The 21,017-nt window shown below is 67.3% G+C and carries 18 protein-coding genes and 2 pseudogenes; 13 read left to right on the top strand and 7 right to left on the bottom strand.

Features of this window, described 5'->3' with window-relative positions:
- Positions 1–19: 19 nt before the first annotated feature.
- Together E1161_RS04490 and E1161_RS04485 are read right to left on the bottom strand one after the other, a co-directional pair.
- Entirely contained in the window at positions 20–1,261 is a 1,242-nt protein-coding gene (locus tag E1161_RS04490; protein ID WP_132619862.1) for an FAD-dependent oxidoreductase, read from the bottom strand.
- A 223-nt stretch (positions 1,262–1,484) separates the two neighbouring features.
- On the bottom strand, positions 1,485–2,084 hold the full coding sequence (locus tag E1161_RS04485) for a short chain dehydrogenase (RefSeq protein ID WP_132619860.1): 600 nt from the start codon (positions 2,082–2,084) through the stop codon (positions 1,485–1,487).
- 75 nt (positions 2,085–2,159) lie between these two features.
- Between E1161_RS04485 and E1161_RS04480 the strand changes: the two genes are divergently transcribed.
- The 7 genes and pseudogenes from E1161_RS04480 (at position 2,160) to E1161_RS04450 (ending at position 9,893) form a co-directional block, all read left to right on the top strand.
- Positions 2,160–3,032: a LysR family transcriptional regulator gene (locus tag E1161_RS04480; protein WP_235874778.1), complete on the top strand. Its 873-nt coding sequence runs from the start codon at positions 2,160–2,162 to the stop codon at positions 3,030–3,032.
- Between the two features lie 463 nt (positions 3,033–3,495).
- The gene (locus E1161_RS04475; RefSeq protein WP_132619856.1) at positions 3,496–4,731 is read left to right on the top strand and encodes a PucR family transcriptional regulator; all 1,236 of its coding nucleotides are present in this window, start codon (positions 3,496–3,498) and stop codon (positions 4,729–4,731) included.
- Between the two features lie 45 nt (positions 4,732–4,776).
- Positions 4,777–6,951, top strand: a complete 2,175-nt coding sequence (locus tag E1161_RS04470) for an NADH:flavin oxidoreductase (protein WP_132619854.1) — start codon at positions 4,777–4,779, stop codon at positions 6,949–6,951.
- Between the two features lie 22 nt (positions 6,952–6,973).
- Entirely contained in the window at positions 6,974–8,350 is a 1,377-nt protein-coding gene (locus tag E1161_RS04465; protein ID WP_235874777.1) for an MFS transporter, read from the top strand.
- Positions 8,351–8,355: 5 nt separating this feature from the next.
- Positions 8,356–8,541 (top strand): annotated as a pseudogene (locus E1161_RS27905) (S-(hydroxymethyl)mycothiol dehydrogenase); the annotation flags it as partial.
- An 8-nt stretch (positions 8,542–8,549) separates the two neighbouring features.
- Positions 8,550–8,786 (top strand): annotated as a pseudogene (locus E1161_RS04455) (MBL fold metallo-hydrolase); the annotation flags it as partial.
- Between the two features lie 174 nt (positions 8,787–8,960).
- Positions 8,961–9,893, top strand: a complete 933-nt coding sequence (locus tag E1161_RS04450; RefSeq protein ID WP_235874796.1) for a GNAT family N-acetyltransferase — start codon at positions 8,961–8,963, stop codon at positions 9,891–9,893.
- 137 nt (positions 9,894–10,030) lie between these two features.
- On the opposite strand, the gene E1161_RS04445 is transcribed toward E1161_RS04450, so the two are convergent.
- The 5 genes from E1161_RS04445 to E1161_RS04425 form a co-directional block, all read right to left on the bottom strand.
- Entirely contained in the window at positions 10,031–11,923 is a 1,893-nt protein-coding gene (locus E1161_RS04445; protein WP_132619852.1) for a helix-turn-helix domain-containing protein, read from the bottom strand.
- Between the two features lie 77 nt (positions 11,924–12,000).
- Positions 12,001–13,332 (bottom strand): MFS transporter, encoded by a 1,332-nt coding sequence (locus E1161_RS04440; protein WP_132619850.1) that lies wholly within the window; start codon positions 13,330–13,332, stop codon positions 12,001–12,003.
- Positions 13,333–13,378: 46 nt separating this feature from the next.
- A complete protein-coding gene (locus E1161_RS04435) occupies positions 13,379–14,155 on the bottom strand; it encodes a 3-hydroxybutyrate dehydrogenase (protein WP_132619848.1) in 777 nt (258 codons plus the stop codon).
- A gap of 123 nt (positions 14,156–14,278) precedes the next feature.
- Complete coding sequence (locus tag E1161_RS04430) at positions 14,279–15,262, bottom strand: hypothetical protein (RefSeq protein WP_132619846.1); 984 nt, start codon at positions 15,260–15,262, stop codon at positions 14,279–14,281.
- Positions 15,263–15,702: 440 nt separating this feature from the next.
- Positions 15,703–15,969 carry a hypothetical protein gene (locus tag E1161_RS04425; RefSeq protein ID WP_207920094.1) on the bottom strand — a complete coding sequence of 89 codons (267 nt, stop codon included), beginning with the start codon at positions 15,967–15,969 and terminating at the stop codon, positions 15,703–15,705.
- A gap of 570 nt (positions 15,970–16,539) precedes the next feature.
- On the opposite strand from E1161_RS04425, the gene E1161_RS04420 reads away from it, so the two are divergent.
- From E1161_RS04420 to E1161_RS04400, 6 genes are all read left to right on the top strand, one after another.
- The gene (locus E1161_RS04420) at positions 16,540–16,839 is read left to right on the top strand and encodes a hypothetical protein (protein WP_132619842.1); all 300 of its coding nucleotides are present in this window, start codon (positions 16,540–16,542) and stop codon (positions 16,837–16,839) included.
- A gap of 168 nt (positions 16,840–17,007) precedes the next feature.
- Positions 17,008–17,388: a VOC family protein gene (locus tag E1161_RS04415; protein ID WP_132619840.1), complete on the top strand. Its 381-nt coding sequence runs from the start codon at positions 17,008–17,010 to the stop codon at positions 17,386–17,388.
- 283 nt (positions 17,389–17,671) lie between these two features.
- Entirely contained in the window at positions 17,672–17,848 is a 177-nt protein-coding gene (locus E1161_RS27030; RefSeq protein WP_165939684.1) for a hypothetical protein, read from the top strand.
- 363 nt (positions 17,849–18,211) lie between these two features.
- Positions 18,212–19,051, top strand: a complete 840-nt coding sequence (locus E1161_RS04410) for an alpha/beta fold hydrolase (RefSeq protein ID WP_132619838.1) — start codon at positions 18,212–18,214, stop codon at positions 19,049–19,051.
- A gap of 807 nt (positions 19,052–19,858) precedes the next feature.
- The gene (locus E1161_RS04405; protein WP_328591211.1) at positions 19,859–20,761 is read left to right on the top strand and encodes an acyltransferase domain-containing protein; all 903 of its coding nucleotides are present in this window, start codon (positions 19,859–19,861) and stop codon (positions 20,759–20,761) included.
- 3 nt (positions 20,762–20,764) lie between these two features.
- On the top strand, positions 20,765–21,010 hold the full coding sequence (locus E1161_RS04400) for an acyl carrier protein (RefSeq protein WP_132619834.1): 246 nt from the start codon (positions 20,765–20,767) through the stop codon (positions 21,008–21,010).
- The last annotated feature ends 7 nt before the right edge of the window (positions 21,011–21,017 follow it).

Below are 21,017 nucleotides of genomic sequence, written 5' to 3'. Positions count from 1 at the left end.
ACGTCCATCTTGGCTGCGCTCAACGGGTGAAGCGGCGGGGGGACACGGCCTCCAGTTCTGCGGGGAACCGGTCTGCGGTGATCGCGCCGGTGAGGAGTTCGGCGGTGGCCGGGGCGAGGGTGAGGCCCAACATGCCGTGCCCGGATGCGACGAAGACCTCGGGCAGCGGGTGAAGTCTGCCGATCACGGGCAGACCGTCCGGGGTCATCGGCCGCAGGCCCGCCCACGGCTTCGCCTCTCCTGGTGGTCCACCCCACGCCGGGAACGCCTCGGCGGCGGCCCGTTTGATCGCGGAAACCCTGCGCGGGCTGACCGCGTCGTCGGTGCCGCCGAACTCCATGGTCCCGGCGAGCCGGATCATCCCGTCCAGCGGCGTGACCGCCACGCGGGCGTCTTCGAGCGTCAGCGACGTCCGCAGTTGGATCGGGGCGGGGGAGTAGTCGACGCTGTAGCCCTTGCCGGGTCGGATGGGCAAGGGCACCCCCAGCTGCTTGGTCAGCTCCCCGGTCCACACCCCGGCGGCGAGCACCACCCTGTCGCCCCGGAATGAGCCGGTGGTGGTGCGCACGCCGAGCACGGAATCGCCCCGTCGTACGAAGTCGTGCAACGGGGTGTGCTCGTGGATCTGCACGCCCAGCTCGCGGCAGCGCTTGGCCAGACCGCGGGTCAGCGAGTCGGGTTCGACCTGCCGGTCGTCGGGGAAGAACAGGCCGTGCCGGATCCGCTCGGACAGCGCGGGCTCGAAGGCCTGCACGTCGCCGTCGTGCAGGTCCTGCGGAACCATGCCGAAACGCTCGAACACGTCGAGGGCTCCCAGCTGCTCCCGGTAGCGCTCCTCGGTCTCGAAGGCCAGCAGCACACCCGCCCGGTGCATCTCGAAGGCGATGTCGTCGTCGGCCCACTCGTCGAGGAGGTCCATCGTGCCCTCGGCCAGCCGCAGGTGGGTCTGCAGACCGCTCCGGAAGTCACGGGCGTTGCAGTGCCGGGCCATCTTCAGCATGAACTTGACGAAGTCCGGAGCGAGCGAGGGCCGCACGTACAGCGGGCTGTCCGGTTTGAGCATCCAACGCAGGGACTGCAGGATGACCCCGGGAGCGGGCACCGGAGCGCTTTCGGCGAGCGCGATCTTGGCGGCGTTGCCGTGCGAGGCGGCCGCACCGGCGGCGCCCGCGTCGACGACCACCACTTCGCAGCCGCTCTTGGCCAGCCGGTACGCGCTGGCCAGACCCACCACGCCGGCCCCGACAACGATGATCCGCATTGAACGATGCACCTCCTGCTGACGCCCCATCGCGCCACTGGCCCGGCGAACCCTCCGCCTGTTGGTGCAGATTGTCAGACAATCTGCATGACGTGTTGTGGAACACTAAGTGCCGAGGATGGGTGAGTCAAGAGGCGCCGCGAACTCCTTGGGCACGGATGGCCAGCGTTGCGCGCAAAAGGGCCCGTCGCACTGCGACGGGCCCCGTGGAGTGCAGAAACGGTCAGCTGAGCGTGTAGATCCGACCGGTGTCAGCGCCCTCGACCGAGCGCACGTAAGCCTGTGCGACCTCGGCGAGGTCGACCGGCGGGATGCCGGGGAAGAACGAGCCGTACTTCTCCAGGCTTTCGGTGAACACCGTCGGGCTGACCGCGTTCACCCGTTGCGGCGCGATCTCCTTCGCCGCTGCCAGCACGAACGCCTCCACCGCACCGTTGGCCATCGAGGCCGCGCTGCTGGTGGGAATCGGATCGCGGGACAGGACGCCGGTGATCAACGTGAACGAGCCCCGCTCGGCGACGCGCCGCGTTCCCTGGCGCACCAGCTCGATCTGGCTGCGGACCTTGCCGCGGAACGCCGACTCGTAGTCCTCCGCACTCAACTCGACCACGGGCTTGTACGGCACGTCGCCCGCGGTGCTGACCACGGCGTCCACCTGCCCGGCCTGCTCGTACAGAGCGGCGGTCTGCTCCGGGTCGGAGATGTCGAACCGCAGATCGCCCGTGGCGCGGCCGACGGTGATCACTTCGTGCTCGCGCTCGGTCAGCGCACTGCCGACAGCAGTGCCGAGCGTGCCGACCCCACCGATCAGGAGAATCTTCATGCGGTTCACGCTATGGCCGCTCGAGGGTGTTGGGAAATGCTCTTCACGCAGCACTTATGATCCGCAGGCATAAATGTGGAGCTGCGGCACCTGCGAGCACTGGCTGCCATCGGCGACGAGGGCACGATCACCGGTGCCGCCGCCACGCTGCACGTCACCCAGTCCGCGCTGTCGCGCACCCTCGAGCAGCTGGAGAGCCGGATCGGAACGAGACTGGTCGAGCGCACCACGCGCCGACTCGTGCTCACCGACGCCGGGGGAAGGCTCTGGGAGCGAGCCCACGGCCTGCTCAACCAGCTCGACGAAGCGCTCGCCGAAGCCTCCGACGGACCCCGGCCCTTGCGGGTGGGATTCGCCTGGGCGACCTTGGGATCGCTCACCGTGCCGCTGCTGCGGTCCTGGCGCGACGAGCACCCGGACACCCCCGTCCGCGTCCACCGCTGCGACGACCCGGAACTGGCGCTGCGGCGCGCGGAAGTTGACGTGGCGTTCCTGCGCACCTCACCCCAGGCATGGCCGCAGTTCCACGCTGAGCCGCTGTTCGAGGAGCCACGCGTGGCCGCCGTGTCCGAAGAAGACCCGCTGTCGCGGGCGCCCTCCCTGCGGTTGGACGACCTGGCGGACCGGACCGTGGCCCTGTGCGCCACAGCCGCGACGACGAATGAGTCGCTGTGGCCCGTGAACCGGCGTCCGCAGACCGCTGAAGTCGCCAACGTCGACGAATGGCTCACCCTCATCGCAACGGGCGACGCGGTCGGCGTCACGGCAGACGGCACCCGCCACAGCCACCTCTACCCAGGCGTGCGCTACCTCCCCATCTCCGACGCCGCCCCGATCACCGTGCACCTGGTCCGCCCGCGCATCCAGACCCACCCGGAGGCCGACACCTTCCTCGAGTTCGTGCAGCGCGCGGTCGGTGCAAGCGATCGCTCTGAAGCGGTCGGGTGATCCTCCCTCTCCCAGGCCGTGACAGCGGTGGCTGCTTGGCGCCCGGTCGTGACCGGTTCGCCGGCTGCCCAGCCAACTCCAGAAACTCTGCACCCTCGGATCGCCTCACCGGGTTGAGTGTGAAGTGCCTGCCGGGGCCGGGCAACCATTTCTGCCCATTGTGGACGGTCGCGGTACCGTTTGTCGGGGGCGCGATTTCGTTCTAAAGGCTCTTCGGCCCGCTCGTCACCCGTCGCATCACCTTCTCCTGCTGGTGCTCTTCGAAGAAGCAAGCTTGCCGCAGTGCGCGACGAGGAGCTTCGAGGGAAGGCATTCGCCGGTGGTGCCCTGGAATGCCTTCCTGAATGCTCGATACTCCCTCGCAGGTCGCCCACGCGTGCGGGTTTCTGACAATCTGCACGATGAATGAGCTGACTCACGCAGTCGTCAAAGGTGATAGACGCGGCTCATCCGGAGGGCGCGAATGAACTACTCGCAAGGGACGCAGACCGACGAACTGCAGCAGGTCGTCGACGGGTTGGCCGCTCAGCTGGGCCGTTCCGTTGCCGTCGATGATCCGCAGTTGCGCCTCCTGGCGGTGAGCCGGCACTTCGGGGATGAGGACACGCTGCGCGTCCGTGCCGTCATGCAGCGCGAAGCCGACTCCCCGGAGACCGACCGCATGCTCTCGCAGGGGATCGCGGACTGGGATCGGCCGGGCCGCGTCTCGGGTGACGTCGAGCAGGGCATCAAACCGCGGGTGTGCGTGCCCATCCGGGAGCACGGGTTGCTGCTCGCTTATCTGTTCTTGATCGACGACTCGGTGGAGGAGTGGGAGATCGACCGAGCGGCCACCGCGGCGGCGGGGATCGGGCTGCTGCTCTACCGCCGCCTGGTGTTGCACGAGCGAGAGCAGAGCCGGGATGAGGCGCTGGTGCGTGATCTCATCGCGGCAGATCCTGCCGTCCGGGCCCGGGCCAAGGAGCAGATCGACGAGGAAGGCCTGGTGCAGTCCATCGAGCACGTCGTGGCCGTGGTCGTGGAGGTGGTCGATCTGCCCGCGAGCCTGGACGGTGCAGAGGTGGCCTTGCGTGCCGCCACCGAACATGCCAAGCGTTCCGAGACCCCCGGATCCGTGCTGGGGTTGGTCCAAGGGCGGCGGGCTCTGCTGCTTCTGCTGGGCGAACGGCTGACGGATGCGGCGGGGCGGGCGATCGCGCAGCACGTGGTCGCTGAACTGCAGGCCCAGGTCGACGTCGGCAGGTGCGTGGCAGGTCTAGGTGCGGTGCGGTCGGGGCCCGATGCGGCCGTGGTCTCGCACGAGCAGGCGCGCGTCGCGGCACGGGCCGCTGGTGTGCTGCCCGCGCTCGGGGACGTCATCGCGTGGGATGACTTGGGCGTGTACGCGCTCCTGATCAAACTAGCCCCGCAGGAACTGACTCCCACGCTGTATCCGTCGGGGCTGCGTGCGCTCGTGGAGCGGGAGGCCGGGGCTCTGCTGGAAACCGCAGAGGCTTATCTCGACTGCGCTGGCGACGCGACGCGCACTGCCGCGGCACTCCACATCCATCGCTCGACGCTGTACTACCGGCTCGAAAGGATCGAGAAGGTCACCGGTATGGACCTCCGCGACGGCCACCACAGGCTCACCCTGCATCTGGGCATCAAGCTCAGTCGGCTCGTCGGCGCTTACGCAGGGACGCCCGGCTTCGCGCCGTGAGCACTGGACAGAATGTCGCACGCTAACCGCTGGGATTCATGACAGATGTCGGAAGACGGGACGGCCTCCGGCTGCGAGTGTTTTGCCCCACACCATGAAGGTGGTGCAGGCCACAAGCACCATTCACTTCTCTTTGGAGGGCAAGTGTCCCGCGATTCGCTTGACGGTGCCCGGGCCGGTGGATCGGTCGATCCGCTGCTGGAGCCGTTCCAGCTCAAGCACCTGCGGTTGCGCAACCGCATCGTCAGTACCAGTCACGAGTCGGCCTACGCCGAGGACGGCAAGCCGAAGTTGCGTTATCAGCTCTACCACGAGGAGAAGGCCAAGGGCGGCATGGCGCTGACCATGATCGGTGGGTCGGCGAACGTCGCGATCGACTCCCCGTCGTCGTTCGGTCAGCTCTCGATCGCCGACGACACGATCATTCCGTACCTCCGGCAGATCGCCGATCGAGTGCACTCCCACGGCGGGGCGATCATGAGTCAGATCACGCACATGGGCCGGCGTACGACGTGGGACACCGCGGACTGGTTGCCGACCGTGTCCTCGTCCCCTCTGCGGGAACAGGCGCACCGGAGCTTTCCGAAAGCGATGGAGGAATTCGACATCCGTCGCGCTGTGCGCGCATATGCCGACGCCGCCCGGCGGTGCAAGGAAGGCGGGCTGGACGGCGTCGAGATCAGCGCGCACGGCGGGCACTTGATCGAGCAGTTCTGGTCGCCGCGGATGAACAGGCGCACGGACCGTTACGGCGGCAGCTTCGACAACCGCGTCCGGTTCGCTTTCGAGGTGTTCGAGGCGGTTCGCGCCGAGGTCGGCGACGACTACATCGTCGGAATCCGCATGAGCGCCGAGGAACCAGAGGGAGGTGTGACCCCGCAGGACGCCATCGCGATCGGCCAGCGCTTGGCCGCCTCGGGGCTCGTCGACTTCATCTCGGTGTCCGTGGGATCCGCGACGACCGATGTCGAGCTCGCTCAGCAGATCGCGCCGCTCGGCAGTCCCCTCGGTGAGCACCTGCCGCGTGTGAAGGCGTTCAAGCAGAAGGTGGGGCTGCCGATCATCCACGCGGGCCGAATCGCGGACCTGCCCACGGCACGTCATGCGTTGCAGGAAGGCTGCCTGGACCTCGTCGGCATGGTGCGCGCGCACATCGCCGATCCGCACATCGTGCGGAAACTCGAGGCGGGTGAGGAGGACCGGATCCGCCCGTGCGTCGGCGCGTCGTACTGCATCAACCGCATCTACATCGGGCGTGACGGGCTGTGCCTGCACAACCCGGCCACGGGCCGCGAGGAGTTGATCCCGCACGTCGCGCCGGCGGCCGAGAACAGCAAGAAGGTCGTCGTTGTCGGGGGCGGTCCGGCCGGGCTGGAGGCAGCCCGTGTCTGTGCCGAAAGTGGCCATGACGTAACGCTCTTGGAGGCGGCCGATCAGATCGGTGGCCAGGTGCAGCTTGCCGCTCGGGCGAACGATCGGCAGAAGGAGCTGCTGAGCATCGTCAACTGGTTGGAGAGCGAGGCGCGCCGTCTGGGTGTCACCGTGCGGCGAGGTTCCTACGCCGATGCCGATGATGTGCTCGCGCTCGCCCCGGACGTCGTGATCAACGCGACCGGCGGTCTGCCCGCAGCGCCGGAACTGGCCGCTGGGGGGGAATTGACGGTCTCGACGTGGGATGTCCTCAGTGGCGAGGTAGCACCGGGCCGACGTGTTCTGGTCTTCGACGATCACGGCGGCGACCAGGCACTGTCCACGGCGGAACGACTCATCGAGGCGGGCTCGGCAGTCGAGATCGTCACCCCCGACCGAGTGGTGGGCCACGAGGTCAAGGGTGTGCTGTACCCGGCTTACCTGGAGGCGTTCTACCGCGCCGGCGCACGTCTCACTCCAGACCACACGCTGCGTGAGGTCCGGCGCGGTGATGACGGGCTGGTGGCAGTGATCGGGAACGACTACACCAGCGAAACTTCCGAACGCGTGGTGGACCAGGTCGTCGTCGAGCACGGCACGGTACCCAACGACGAGGTCTACCTCGAGCTCAAGGACGCCTCCGCCAACCTCGGCGAGGTCGACCTCGATGCGCTCGCCGCTGGCGCACCGCAGCAGCTGGTGAACAACCCCGACGGGACCTACCGGCTGTACCGCATCGGCGATGCCGTGGCCAGCCGCAACATCCACGCCGCGATGTATGACGCCCGCCGCATAGCGCTGTCCATCTGACCTGGGTCAATGAGGAGTGACTGTGACGACTGAACAAGCAAGCAACACGGGAAGCAGACTGGACGACGCGCCGCTGTCGCGCTTCCACAAGAAGCTCGCGCTCTACTCGGCCGGGGGCCCCTTCCTCGACGGCTACATCCTCAGCGTCATCGGCGTCGCCATGGTGCAGATCACGCCGCAGCTGAAACTCTCTGATTCCGCACAGGGACTGATCGGTGCGTCCGCGCTCATCGGGATCTTCCTCGGTGCGTTCGCGGGCGGTTACCTGACCGACAAGTTCGGTCGGCAGACCCTCTACACCGTCGACCTGATCGCCATCATCGGGTGCTCGGTGGCCCAGTTCTGGGCCACCGATCCGGTGTGGTTGTTCGTCCTGCGACTGCTGATCGGCATGGCGGTCGGTGCCGACTACCCCATCGCCACCTCACTGCTGGCCGAGTTCACGCCGCGCCGCTACCGCGGTCCGCTGCTCGGTGGTCTGGTGGTCATGTGGTTCGTGGGCGCCGCAGCGGCCTACATCGTGGGTGAGGTGCTGCTGACGACGGGCGACGACGGCTGGCGGTGGATGCTCGTCAGCGCTGCTCTGCCCGCCACGATCATCGTGCTGTTGCGTCTGGGCACGCCGGAGTCGCCGCGCTGGCTGGCCAGCAAGGGTCGCCCTGACGCGGCCGAGGCCGTCCTCAAACAGGTTTACGGGCCTGATGTGACGCTCGCCGACCTGCCGGCCGAGGGCGGCGAGCGCGAGAACGTCGACCTCAAGGCGATACTGCGTTCCGGCTACGGCGGGCGGATGCTCTACGTCACCGCCTTCTGGACCTGTTCTGTCGTACCGCTCTTCGCCATCTACGCGTTCGGTCCGAAAATCCTAAGCGCTCTCCGGCTCCAGGGAGGCCTGGCCAACATCGGCGAGGCGCTGATCACCGTCATGTTCCTGATTGGCTGCGTGATCGCGCTGTTGTCCGTGAACCGCATGGGTCGGCGCCCTCTGGTGATCCACAGCTTCGTCTGGTCGGGTCTGGCATTGCTCGTGCTAGGGCTTTTCCCGGAGGCCCCGTCGGCCGTGATCATGATCTTGTTCGTCGCGTACGCGATCTTCACCGGCGGCTCGCAAATCCTGCAGTGGATCTACCCGAATGAACTGTTCCCGACCGAGGTGCGCGGCTCCGCCGTGGGTCTTGCCTCCTCTGCGAGCCGGATCGGCGCGGCCATCGGCACGTATCTCGTCCCGGTCGCGCTGACGAGCTGGGGCGTCGGCGGAACAATGCTCGCCGCCGCGGTGATCAGCCTGACCGGTGCGGTCATCTCCCTCGTCTGGGCGCCGGAAACACGTGGCATGGCTCTGCACGAATGCTCTGCGCTCGCCCCTACCACCGAGCCGAGCCGAGTGCGCGATCACTGAACCCTCGAGGGGAAGGGCTGAAGTCGTCCTGGTACGGCGACTGCTTGCCCAGTCGGGACTTCCCGCTCTACATCGATCTGTTCCTCCCAGCCCGGTTCCCACTGGAGAAGTTCGTGACCGAGGAAATCACCTTCGGCGGGGTCGAGCGAGCCTTCGGCAAGAACCGCGGGGAGGTGCTCCGTTCGGTGGTGATCCTCGGATGGCGCCGCCGATCGACCAGTTCGTCACATCCGGGACGTTCAACCTCGACGGAGGGAGCTTCGATGTCGACAACAACGTTCGGATCGTCGGTGACGACCACGAGGTCGGGTGATCGACGCCGCGCACGATGCCGAGGCCATCGTGCAGGCCGTCGGGGGACCGGCACGTCAAGGCCATCGTGTGCACCCACGCGCACGACGACCACGTCAATCAAGCACCGGTGCTGGTCGAGAAGTTCCCACGCCGATCCTGCTCAACGCCGCCACCGCCCGCAGCGGTGACCACGACTGTGCTTGCCTGGCTTGCCGCCCGGTCGACGGTGAGCGACCATGGTTCACCGAGGGGAGCGCCAACTTCTGGGGGGTGGACGGTGCCCATCACTGAATCTCCTGCGTCTGCTGGAGCCGGTGTGTCGGTGCGTCCGCTGCAGGCGGGTGACCTCGATGCCGCCGATTTCATCATGCGCACCGCGTTCGGCACATTCCTCGGCGTTCCGGAACCGGTCACGGTGTTCGGTGACGTGGAGTACGTCCAGCCTCGTTTCACCGCCGCTCCGGACTGGGCGTTCGCGGCGGAACGCGACGGGGAGATCGTCGGTTCCAACTTCGTCACCCGCTGGGGGAGCTTCGGGTTCTTCGGTCCCATCACGGTCCGACCGGACTTGTGGGGGCAGGGGATCGCCAGTCTCCTCATGCGGCCGGTCATGGACCTCTTCGAGAGGTGGCAGGTACGCCAAGCGGGCCTGTTCACCTTTCCGCAGAGTCCGCAGCACATCGGCCTCTACCAGAAGTTCGGGTTCTGGCCGCAGTACCTGACGCCGCTGATGGACAAGCCGGTGTCGCCCGTCATCGATGTTCACGGGTACACGACGTACTCCGAGACTCCGGAGGCCGAGCGCGATGGCGTTGTGCGCGGATGCTTCGAGGTGACCAACGCCATTTTCGACGGTCTCGACGTGGCGCACGAGCTCAGGTCCACGCACGCCCAGGGGCTCGGCGATACCGTGCTCCTGCACGGAGACGCGGAACTTCTCGGGTTCGCGGTGTGCCACACCGGCGCGGGTGAAGCTGGTAGTGGGGCGTGCTTCATCAAGTTCGGGGCAGTGCGGCCGGGAGCGGACGCACCGGTGATCTTCGAGCGGCTGCTTGACGCCTGCGAGGACCTGGCGGGTAAGCGCGGACTCGAACGAATGGTCGCCGGTGTCAACGCGGCTCGTCACGACGCCTGCCGACGTTTGCTCGCGCGTGGTTACCGCACGTGGCTCGAGGGCGTGATCATGCAGAAACCGGACGAACCTGGGTACTGCAGGCCCGACACCTATGTCATCGACGACCTTCGCTGAAGGCCCCCCGCGACGGTTTCCAGCGGGATCGGCAACCGGACGCGCAATCGAAACCGGTACGGCGGGCGACCCCCGACCCCGAGGTCGTCCCACCAGCCACACCTGCACCGTCCTGGCGCGATCGCGGACGCTCGCCTTCAGCCGCGGTCGGCGGGGGCATCATCGATGATCTTGTTGAGGCGCAGTGCGAGTTGGATCTCCAGCGAGATGTCGGGTGCCTGCCAGCCGTCGCCGAGGAGCGTCCCAATGCGCTCCAGGCGCTGCGAGACGGTGTTGACGTGGATCTGCAAGAGCTCCTTGGTGCGGTTGAGGTTCATGTGGGAGGCGAAGTAGGCCTCGAGCGTCTCGATCAGCTCGGTGCCGCGAAGCGCGTCGTAGTCGAGCACGGGACCGAGGACCGACCGGACGTAGCCGCGGGCGTCGGCTCTCTCGCCGAGCACCATCCCGATGAACCCGAGGTCGCCCATCGCCGCGCCATCGCCGTCGCGACCGAGCGCGAGCAGCGCGCGCATGCACCTCCTGGCTTCGGTGTAGGTCTGCGCGAGGGCTTGCGGTCCCGAGGCCGGCCCGGCGGCGCCCACGGTCACACGAGCACCGAGGGAGTCGGTGAGTCCATGGGCGAAGGACTTGGCGGCTTTGCCGGGTTCGGTGTTCGGCAGCAGTGCGACCTGGTCCTCGAGAGCGCCGGCCACGCCACCGGCGGCCCGGGCGCTCCAGGCGACGGCTGTGGCCAGCCGCTCTCTCGGGACGCCCTCGGCATGCGCCACCAGCACCGAATGCGGGCTCGTGAGCTCGACACCGAGCCGACGTGCGCGCGCTACCAGCCCCGCGGGATCTCGCTGCGGGGCGGTGAGCAGGTCGGCGACCAGCTCACCGCCGACCTTGTTCTCGGCTTCGGCGGTGGAACGCTGGAGCAGGAGCAGCAGAGCGGTGACCACGCCGGCTCGTTCGAAGACGCGGCGGTCCACGTCGGAAAGCGCAGGGCATCCGGTGAGGACCAGGCTGCCCAGGAGTTCGGGTCCGGCAAGAACGGCGTACACCCAGTTGGTCTCGTGCGCTACGGCCCGGCCGGCCTTGCGCGATGCCGCGACCGCTTCGTGCGGCTGCGGTAGGGGACTGGTTCCGACACGCGCGAGTTCGTTGCCGTCGGCATCGTGAATGGCCAGGCCGCCAGCGAACATGGTCGCAACCGCTGCGGCGACCTCGGAGATGTCCTCCTCGCGGAGCACCAGATCGGTGAGTCGGTCGTGGGCGTGCTCCGAGTGCTGCATCGCCTCGTTGTGCTTGCGGATCGTTTCGTTGGCCTCGTTGAGCTCGTCGACCGCCTTGCGCGTTTCCTCGATCAACCGGGCCGTGTCGATCGCGATTGCCGCGTGGTCGGCCAGCGAGGCCAGCAGTGCCACTTCATCTCGTGAGAAGTCGTGTGCTGTGCGGAAAGCCGCGAAGAGCACGCCGATGACCTCGTCGTTGAGCGACAGCGGCACGCCCAGGATGGCGACCAGGCCTTCTTCGTCGACGGCAGCGTCAATGGGGGTGGTGTGGGCGAACCGGGAGTCCGCGGCGTAGTCGGCGGTCGCGTACGGGCGGGCTGTTTGGGCGACGAGGCCGCCGAGGCCCTCGCCCATGCCGAGACGGACCTGCTGGAATTGCGCCGAGATCGATCCATCGGTCACCCGCATGTAGGTCTCTTCGCGGATCTCGTCGTTGAGCGACAGGTAGGCGATGTCAGCGGCTAGCAGCATGCGGGCGCGGTGAACGATCGAGCGGAGGACCGCGTTCAGGTCGCGCACCCCGGCCAGGTCGCTGGCGCTGTCGAAGAGCGCCGCCAACTCCGTTTGCCTGCGTTCGTGTTCGGCGACCTTGCGGTGCACCCGGAGCGCGAGCTCGCTGGCCCGCTCGATCTCCTCGAGATCGGCCTCGGACGCTCCGGACGTGCGGGCGGTGACGGCGACCTGCGCGACCTGCTCGCTCGGCGCGTTGTCAGCGAGCAAGGTCAGCAGGCGCCGCAGCGCCGCTGCTGCCTGATCCATGCGCCCGATTCTCCTCGGTGGGATCGGGGGCACCAGCCGGGCGGGGAGCCGGCTGGTGCCCGGCAGGCAGGACGGAGCTAGACCGCCTGGTGGGGTTGCTCGGGAACCGAGCCGAGCCCGGTTGCTCGGGTCTCGCGAGACACCGCGGTGGCGATCACGGTGAGGGCGGCTCCTGCTGCGACGTAGAGGGCGACCGGCGCTGCGGTGCCGTAGCCCTTGAGCAGCGCTGTGGCGATCAGTGGTGCGAGACCACCGGCGACGACTGAAGCCAGCTGGTATCCGATGGAGGCACCGGAGTAGCGCACCTGGGTGCCGAAGAGCTCGGAGAAGAACGCGGCTTGCGGACCGTACATCGCGCCGTGCAGGACCAGGCCGACCGTCGTGGCCAGAGTGATCACCAGAGGGGACGCGGTGTCGAGCAGCCCGAAGAACGCGAAGGCCCACGCACCGCTGCCGAGCGCGCCCATGATGATCACCGGACGTCGGCCCCAACGGTCCGACAGCGCGCCCCACAGCGGGATCGTCGCGAAGTGCACGATCGATCCGATGAGCACGGCGTTGAGTCCCACGGACTTCGGCAGACCCACCGGGCCGGTGAGGTAGACGAGGATGAAGGCGGTGATCACGTAGTAGGTGGTGTTCTCGCCCATGCGCGCACCCATCGAGATCAGGACCTCGCGCCAGTTGTCCCGCAGCACCCGTGCGATCGGGGCGCGCACCACAGCTGAGCTGCGCCGGGCCTGCGCGGCGGCCTCCAGGAACACCGGCGACTCCGTCACCGAGAGCCGAATCCACAGGCCGATCATGACCAGCACGCCGGACAGCAGGAACGGGATGCGCCATCCCCAGTCCAGGAACGCCTGGTCGGACTGGACTGCGGCCAGGATGGCCAGAACTCCCGTGGCCAGGAGGTTGCCGCCTGGAGCACCGGCCTGCGGCCACGACGCCCAGAACCCCCTGCGTTGCGGTGATCCGTGTTCGGAGACGATGAGAACCGCACCGCCCCATTCGCCGCCGAGCGCGAAACCCTGCACGAGACGCAAGGTGGTCAACAAGATGGGGGCGGCGATGCCCACGGAGGCGTAGGTGGGCAACAAACCCATCGCGCAGGTCGCGCCGCCCATCAGGAGCAGGCTGAGCACCAGCAGCCGCTTGCGGCCGACCTTGTCGCCGAAGTGCCCGAAGACCAGGCCGCCCAGCGGCCGGGCGCCGAATCCCGCCGCGTAGGTGCCGAAGGCCAACAACGTTCCGGTCAGCGGATCGGAGTTCGGGAAGAAGAGCTTGTTGAACACCAACGCCGCCGCTGAGCCGTACAAGAAGAAGTCGTACCACTCGATCGTGGTGCCAACCAGGCTGGCGCCGATGATCCTGGAAATCGATGTGCGTTCGGGTGTGCGTTCCTGTGTCATGATGCACCGCTTCTTCGTTGGAGCAGGATGTCTGGCAGCAGCACGGCTAGTGCGCGGTCCACCCGCCGTCGAGGGACAGCGAGCTTCCCGTCATCGAGGGGCATTGGTCGCCGCTCAGCCACAGAACTGATTCGGCGACCTCACTGGGTTCGATCAGCTTCTTGATGCCGGATCGGGAGAGGAGGACGCGTTCGGTCACCTCGTCCTCGCTGATCTGATGGGCCTTCGCTTGGTCGGTGATCTGGTTCTCCACCAGCGGGGTGCGCACGTACCCCGGGTTGATGCAGTTGCTCGTCACCCCGAACTCGGCACCTTCGAGAGCGGCGGTCTTGCTCAACCCCTCCAGCGCGTGCTTGGCCGAGACGTACGCCGACTTGTACGGACTCGCGCGCAGGCCGTGGACGCTGGAGATGTGCACCAACCGTCCCCACCGCTGGGAATACATGTGCGGAAGGCACTGCTGCATGAGCAGGAACGGTGCCAAGACCATGACCTTGTGGATCAGGGAGAACCGTTCGGCTGGGAACTCGTGGATCGGAGCGACGTGCTGCAACCCGGCGTTGTTGACGAGGATGTCGATTTCGCGAGGTAGTTCTGCGATCGCATCGGCGTCCGACAGATCGACGACGTGGGAGTCGCCGCTGATCTCGGTCGCGAGGGGCGCAGCGCTGCGCTGGTCGACGAGGTGCACGGCGGCGCCGGCCGCGGCCAGCGCCTGCGCGCAGGCCTTGCCGATTCCACCCGCGGCGCCGGTGACGAGAGCTACCTTGCCCTCCAGCGCTCGCGCGTTCGCCGCGGTGTTGTGCGGGTCACTTGTGGTCATGACGGACAAGGTAGGACGCCTGTCCGAGGGATGGCATGTGGTGCCAACACACAAACATCACGTGATCCATGTGCGTGTGCCACATGAACGCGCACAGCAGCGTGCACGCGGATTCGGCCTGCTTCAGCGCTGATCAGACGCGGGTGCTCGCCTTCGCAGGCGAAGACCCAGCGCCGAGGCCGCGAGGAACACCACCCCCACCAGCAGCACCACGACCGGCCCGCCGAGCGCACCACCCGTCCAGTCCCAGACCGCTTCGGGCACCGCCACTGTCACGGCGAGCACGCCCAGCGCCAGCAGCACCACGGCCCGCTCGACCAGGTAGCCGCCGAAGCAGAGCAACCCGATCAACAGGGTCAACCCGTAACCCACCCACGACTGGTTCAGGCCCACCGCGTACTGCGCCCCGGCCAGGGCGATCAGCACACCCGCCCCGAGGACCGGGCGGCGGTGACGCACCACGCCAAGAACAGCGAGTGCGGTCCACACGGTGCCCAGTGCCACCAAGCCCGTCGTGTGGGCCGGTGACGAGCTGTCGAACCATTCGGCAACCGCGGCCGCCACCACGCCGACGCTGAACCCGACGGCCACCAGCAGAACGGGAAGTCCGCCCACCACAACGTATCCGAGCGAGGCGACCAGCAAACCGGTGACCGAGGCCGCCAACGACTCGAGCACGTCGACCCCGCTTGCGACGGCGAGCGCAGCCGTGCAGGAAGCCAAGGCGACCAGGGCGGACACGATCCGGCTGCGCGCAGACGGTTCGGCTTCGCCGCCGAACGCTCGTAGCGCACGCGGCCCACCGGCCATGACCAGTCCGGCGCCAACCAAGGCGAGGGTCGCGGCGACCAGCAGGGCAACGCGCGCGGGGACTGCCAAGTTTTCCCAGTACATCCCCACCAGCAGAACGGCACCACCGAGGACCAGCGCACCGCCGATGTAACCGAGCACCTCCCACACGGCGGTGCGCGAGCCCCAGGCCGCACCCCGCTCGCGGTCGAGCTCGTCGAGGACGGCTGCCACCTGCTCACGGGAGAGGACGCCCTGTTCGCCCAACCGATCCAGGCGTGCGCGTTGCTCCGAGGAAAGCCGCTGCGAGTTGCTCATCGACGGCATTACAGCATCACCGCAGCCACAAGTCCTTAGGTACTTCTACTCAATACCTCGCCCGGGCGACAACCGAGCTCCCCAGCACGACGGCTGTGTCCGAACGAGGGCTGCAACTCCCAGTCCGCGGCGCAGAAGGCGCTGGCAGTCACGCCGTTGCCGTGCGCGTGGCGCGACGGCGCGACGAGAAAGGCTGGTGGGTGGTGTGCCGCTTGGGTGAGACCGTTCAAAAACGCCGCCGTCCACTACAGCTGCTGCTGCGTGGCAATGCCCATGGAATGACCCGGTGCCGGAGGAGAAGGACCGCGGCAAGCGCTCGAGCGGGCGTTCACCACGGTTTCCATGGGGCAAATGCGCGACATTGTGAGAGCTGCTATCTGCGGCATGTTACGGAAACGACGCAGCGGGATCTCATGATCCGTCAGATCATGGGCAGTGCGCTAGGCCGGGGGCGTATATGCGGCCGCCGATGAGGTCACCGACTGCTCGTTCTCCCCCGGCGCCCGTCCTGCGAGCCACAGGCCCTTGAAGTAGCCGAGGGTCGTCCAGACGCCTGCGAACAGAACGAAGCTGCCCGGACTCGGCTTGTTCTTGTCGCACCAGGCCAGGGCCTCTCGTGCATCACAGCCTCGCAGCAGTCGGGAAGTCATTTGGAAGGCCATTGCGTCGCCCTTGGAGTCGATAGACCACGACCACAGCTCGACCATGAACGTGGGGGTGTCCAGCCGCTCACATACGTTGCGATCGTCAAAAGTACGTCCATCGCTCTATGATGGACCACAATTGAGCTCGGCCTCGGACGATGTGAGCGACAGGGGGAGAGTTTCGCCCCCTCTGACAGGCTCGACGACCGCGTTGAACTCGGCGTACCACCATGTGGGGTTCGCGTTGGGGCAGGGAGCCGAGCTGGTTCGATCATTCGTCAGCGTGGGCATGTTGAAGTTCTGCGAGTGCGAGATCGGGCTTCCCACCTGGGGAAGTCAATCGCCCCAATAGTAGTACATCTCGCCGGTCAGCGAGAGTGGGTCATTTGCCCAGTTAGGGGGTCGAGTGCCCATGTCGCGTTCGGTGTCCCAGGTTGCGTTCCGGTGGGACGGCGGGACACCCACCTCAGTGATGCAGCGAGTCCACGCCCGATGGCTGATCAGCGTGGGTGCACTGGTCGCGTCGGTCGGATTCCTGTGGCAGAGCGCGGCAGGGGCGGGTGGGCACTACGTCTCCGTCATCTTCGGACCGGCGGTCCTGATCTCGCTCGCGGTGGCCTGCTCAACACACCGTTGACCGCCGTGGTGACCTCGGGCGTTGACGACCGAGACGCGGGAGCCGCGTCCGGGCTGATGAACACCACCAAGCAGGTCGGCGGCGTGCTCGGCCTGGCCGTGCTGGTCTCCACCACCACGAGTACTGGTCGAACCGCGCCGGAGCTCGTCGCGGACTACGCCCACGCCTTCCTGCTGATCGCCTGCGCGCTGGCCGCGGTCGCAGCGCTCGCCTTGGCACTTCCCGTGCATCGCGACGCAAAAAATCAAGCTAAACTCCCGTCGACGTGCATAATTCGGTCCGGAACGCCAGTGTGAGAACCCGTCGCACGTGTTGCTACAATCGCAACGATGACCGGACAGGCTGACAGCCGCTCACGGATCGGATCGCCGGTCGACCGTTGAGCTGTGTGAGGCGCGAGCGAGCGCCTCCGAATCGGATGAAGTCCTCGCGATCAATCTGCTCCTTCATCTGAAAGGCTTCTTATGGCAGCGCATTTCAATCACACCATCATCGCCGCTGCGGACCCGCACGAGTCCGCTCAATTCTACGTCGACGTCCTCGAGGCGGAACACACTCATTCCTGGGGCGTTTTCCGCAACGTCCTGCTCTCCGGCGGAGTCATGCTGCAGTTCGCGACTCCTCCGCCTCCGTGGGAGATCTCGCCCGTGCATCTCGCCTTCCTGTGCACCGACGACCACTTCGATCGCGCCGTAGATTTGCTTCGAACGCGGGAACGCGAACACTGGGCCGACCCACAGCGCACCCGCCCCGGCGAGACGAACACCGGGCACGGCGGACGCGGGGTGTACTTCCTCGACCCCGCCGGAAACTACCTGGAACTCATCACGACGCCCTACTTCTGATGCGGAGCGGTGTTCAACTGCGCTGCTACTAGCCCTGTCCACTCGTGGGGTGCTGGCTGTGCGTAGCGGGTGGCGCGCCCAGTAAACCCTCCCATCTAACGTGGTCCGTCCCGGATCGGCGACGAAGGAAACCACTCCCGGACGAATCACCGACCCGGCACGCCACCGGTGGCGGGTAGATGGCGATACCCCGTGGCGGGGCACGCCGGGCCATTCCGATCGCGCCTGCGGTGTGCCCCCGAGGGGGGCGGGAGCACGCGCACGTGGGACCGCGCGACCGGAAATGAATCAACTGGCCGCCGAGGTCGACCGCATTGTCGGGATCGAGGTGTTGACCCATGACATGGACGAAAGCGGTGTCTCTCACATGGCCGAATGGCCACCGCGGCCGCGCGAGAACTCCAGAACCGCCTCGCAGACCGAAACTCCCGTGCAGTTCGCACGGCTGTTCTCGCGTTGAGTGTGCGTCGGCGCGTGCGGGGCGTGTCGGGAGGTGTTTGTCGCGTGGTGCGGGCAGCGGTGTCGTCCAGTCGAACGTTGTGGCCCCTGCCCCTGCTCCTCGGCGTAGGCGTGGTGTTGCAAAGCGGCGGCGTAGGTGGTCGCGGAACAGACGTGGTCGACCCAGGTTGGGCCCCGAGCGGAAGCTGCGCCAAAAGCTCCTGATCAACCGGCGCTCACCGGAAACCGCGGGTGGGGAAGCGCGATGAGTTCTCGCCTCGCTGGAAGTCGATCCCTGAGAAGGCGCGGGCGGTGTCGTGATCGTTCGGCGCGACGACGCTGGTGTTCCTGGTGCGACCGAGCACAACCCTGGAGGGTGGGTGTGATGAGGACTGTCGAGGCGAATGGTGTGGTGCTTGGCGTCGCGCACTTCGGCGACGTGGAGGCGCCGCTCGTTCTGTGCGCGGGTGGCACGACCATGCTCTCGTGGCCCGACTCGCTCTGCGAGTCCGTCGCGCGCGGCGGGCGTCATGTCGTGCGCTACGACCTGCGTGATTCCGGCTCCTCGACCACCGTCGATCCCGAGGCGCCGGCCTATTCGCTGCGCGATCTCGCAGCCGATGCCGCAGCGCTCGCCCGCGAGCTCGATGATCGGCCGGCGCATTTGGCGGGCATCGGTGTGGGCGGGATGGTCGCCCAGGTCGCCGCGCTCGACCACCCGGAGGCGTTCTCGGCGCTCACCCTCGCCGGAACGCGGCCTGTCGCCCCAGGCCCGGTCGACGACGACCTGCCCGACCACGACGCGGCGACGATGGACCGGCTGTTCTCGCGTCCCATGCCCGACTGGTCCGACCGGGACGCGGTGGCGGCGTACCTCGCCGAAGGCGCGGAGATCCTCGGCAACGACCCCGCAGCAGCCCGGGCGGTCGCCGAGCGCGCGTGGGACCGCACGCCGGGCACGCTGCCCGCGGTGCAGATGGCCAATCAGCTGGGCATGGTGTTCGCCAGGCTCGACTGCGCGCCGCGCTGGCGCGAGCGGCTCCCCGAGCTCACGCTGCCGACGCTGGTGGTGCACGGTCGCCGCGACCCGTTCTTCCCGATCGGCAACGGCGAAGCGCTCGCACGGGAGATCCCCGGCGCACGACTCCTCGCACTCGAACACGCCTCAACGGCGATCCCCGACGTGGCAGCAGAGGAGGTGGCCAAGGCCATGCTGGCCCTCTGACCCGAGGCGGAAGAAACGTCTGAACGAAAGCGGTACCGTCAAAAGCGGCGGTAACGGAAGCGCTGCCCACTGGTGCACAGCTGTCTCTGCCGGTGTGCTGACGAGTACACCGGCAGGCGCTCTCACGAGGCCCGCAACGACGAGAACCGCCTCGAATGCTCGTGAGCTGGGAAGTCCTGGATCCAGCACGACCGCACGCTGAGGCGAGACCGCAGTCTCATCTCAGCCGTAGATGCGCGCCCGAGGGGGCTTGAACCTCGTGGATTTTCCGTTCGGAAGAAATCGCACCGGAACTGTACAAGGCGCTGTCGATTTCCCCGACGGTAATGGCGTCGGTGTGTCCATCGTGGCTAGTCGGTTCTCGGGTGTGGATGGCCGGCGGGGTCTGGTATTCTCGGATCAGCCGTTCGGACGTTGTGCGTGGAATTGCGGCGGTGCTATGCGGGGGCCGATTCGGGGCTACCGGAGATGAATTGCCGTCCGGGTGTGAGCGGGTCGCCTCCTAATCAGTTGTCGGCTAGGGAAATTGTCAGAGTCCGCCGCGCGGGGCCGTGTCGCTGGCCACATGAGGAGCTCTTGCGCGGAGTTGTCCGGTTACTCTAGGTTGATTGCAGAGCTTGATCATCTAACATTGAACTCGAGCGATTCGACCCATTCGTTGCAGAGCGTGGTCGCGCGTCTGCCTGTTCTCGTGTTTCCACGGCTCGGCACCGGAAGTCCGCAGTGTGCTGGGCCGGGCTGTTCCGCGCGTTGTTCTAGTGGGGTTCGCGGAGCACGCAGGAGTGTTTCTGGCGGTCTTTTCGTTAAATGGTAATTCCCGAGTTGAGGGTAAGTATGGTATTTGCACTGCTCTTTCCCGGGCAAGGTGCCCAGTTCCGAGGAATGGGGGACGACCTGTTCTGGCGGTACCCGGGACTGACCCGGTTCGCCGCCGGTGTGCTGGGCTACGACTTGGCGGCGCTGTGCCGCGACGATCCGGACGGGGTGCTCGGGCGGACGCTCTACACCCAGCCCGCGCTGTTCGTCGTCAACGCGCTGCACACCTTCGAGCGCGAGCACCACGAGCAGCGACGGGCGGACTACTACCTCGGCCACAGCCTGGGCGAGTACAACGCGCTGCTGGCCGTCGGTGCCTTCGATTTCGAGACCGGGCTGCGGCTGGTCGCCAAGCGCGCCGAGTTGATGGACGCCGCGTCCGGTGGCGCCATGACCGCGGTGATGGACACCCCGGAGCCCCGGCTGCGGGAGATCTTCGCCGAGCACGACGTGTCCGGTGTGGACATAGCCGCGTACAACACCGATCAGCAGCTGGTGATCGCCGCACCCGACGAGGTGCTGCGGGCCGCGCACGCCGCGCTCCGCGAGCACGACGTGCGGTTCGCGCCGCTGCGGGTCAGCGCCCCGTTCCACTCCCGCTACATGGCTCCGGCCCGCGCGGAGTTCGAGGAGTTCCTGCGGGGCTTCACCTTCGACACCCCGCACACCCCGGTCATCGCGAACACGACCGGACGCCCGCACCGGCCGGACGGCCTGGTCGAGGCGCTGGGCCAGCAGCTGGTGTCGCCGGTGCGCTGGACCGACAGCGTCCGGCACCTGCTGTCCGCGGACGCGGATCTGGAATACCAGGAGATCGGCGGCCAGGCCGTGCAGCGCATGGTCACCCGCATCCGCCAAGCGACTCCGGTCGCCACCACCGAGAGCAGGGAGTGAGCAGTGGACCGCACCACGAAGATCACGCAGTTCATCGAGGAGCGCTTCCTCGTCGAGTTCGGCACCGACGTGACCCCGCAGGACGACCTGTTCAAGACCGGCGTCCTGGACTCCTTCGGTTACGTGCAGCTGATGGCGTTCCTGGAGCAGGAATTCGCGTTGCAGGTCGACGAGGAGGACATGCTCACCAACGTCCTGGTCTCGCTCGAGTCCATCGACGGGTACGTCGCCGCGAAGCTCGGGCAGTAACGGGGAG

Origin of the sequence: Saccharopolyspora aridisoli (assembly GCF_004348445.1) — a bacterium.
Lineage (GTDB): Bacteria > Actinomycetota > Actinomycetes > Mycobacteriales > Pseudonocardiaceae > Saccharopolyspora > Saccharopolyspora aridisoli.
Note: the sequence above shows the minus strand (reverse complement) of the source record. Positions and strands in the feature narration are given on the sequence as shown.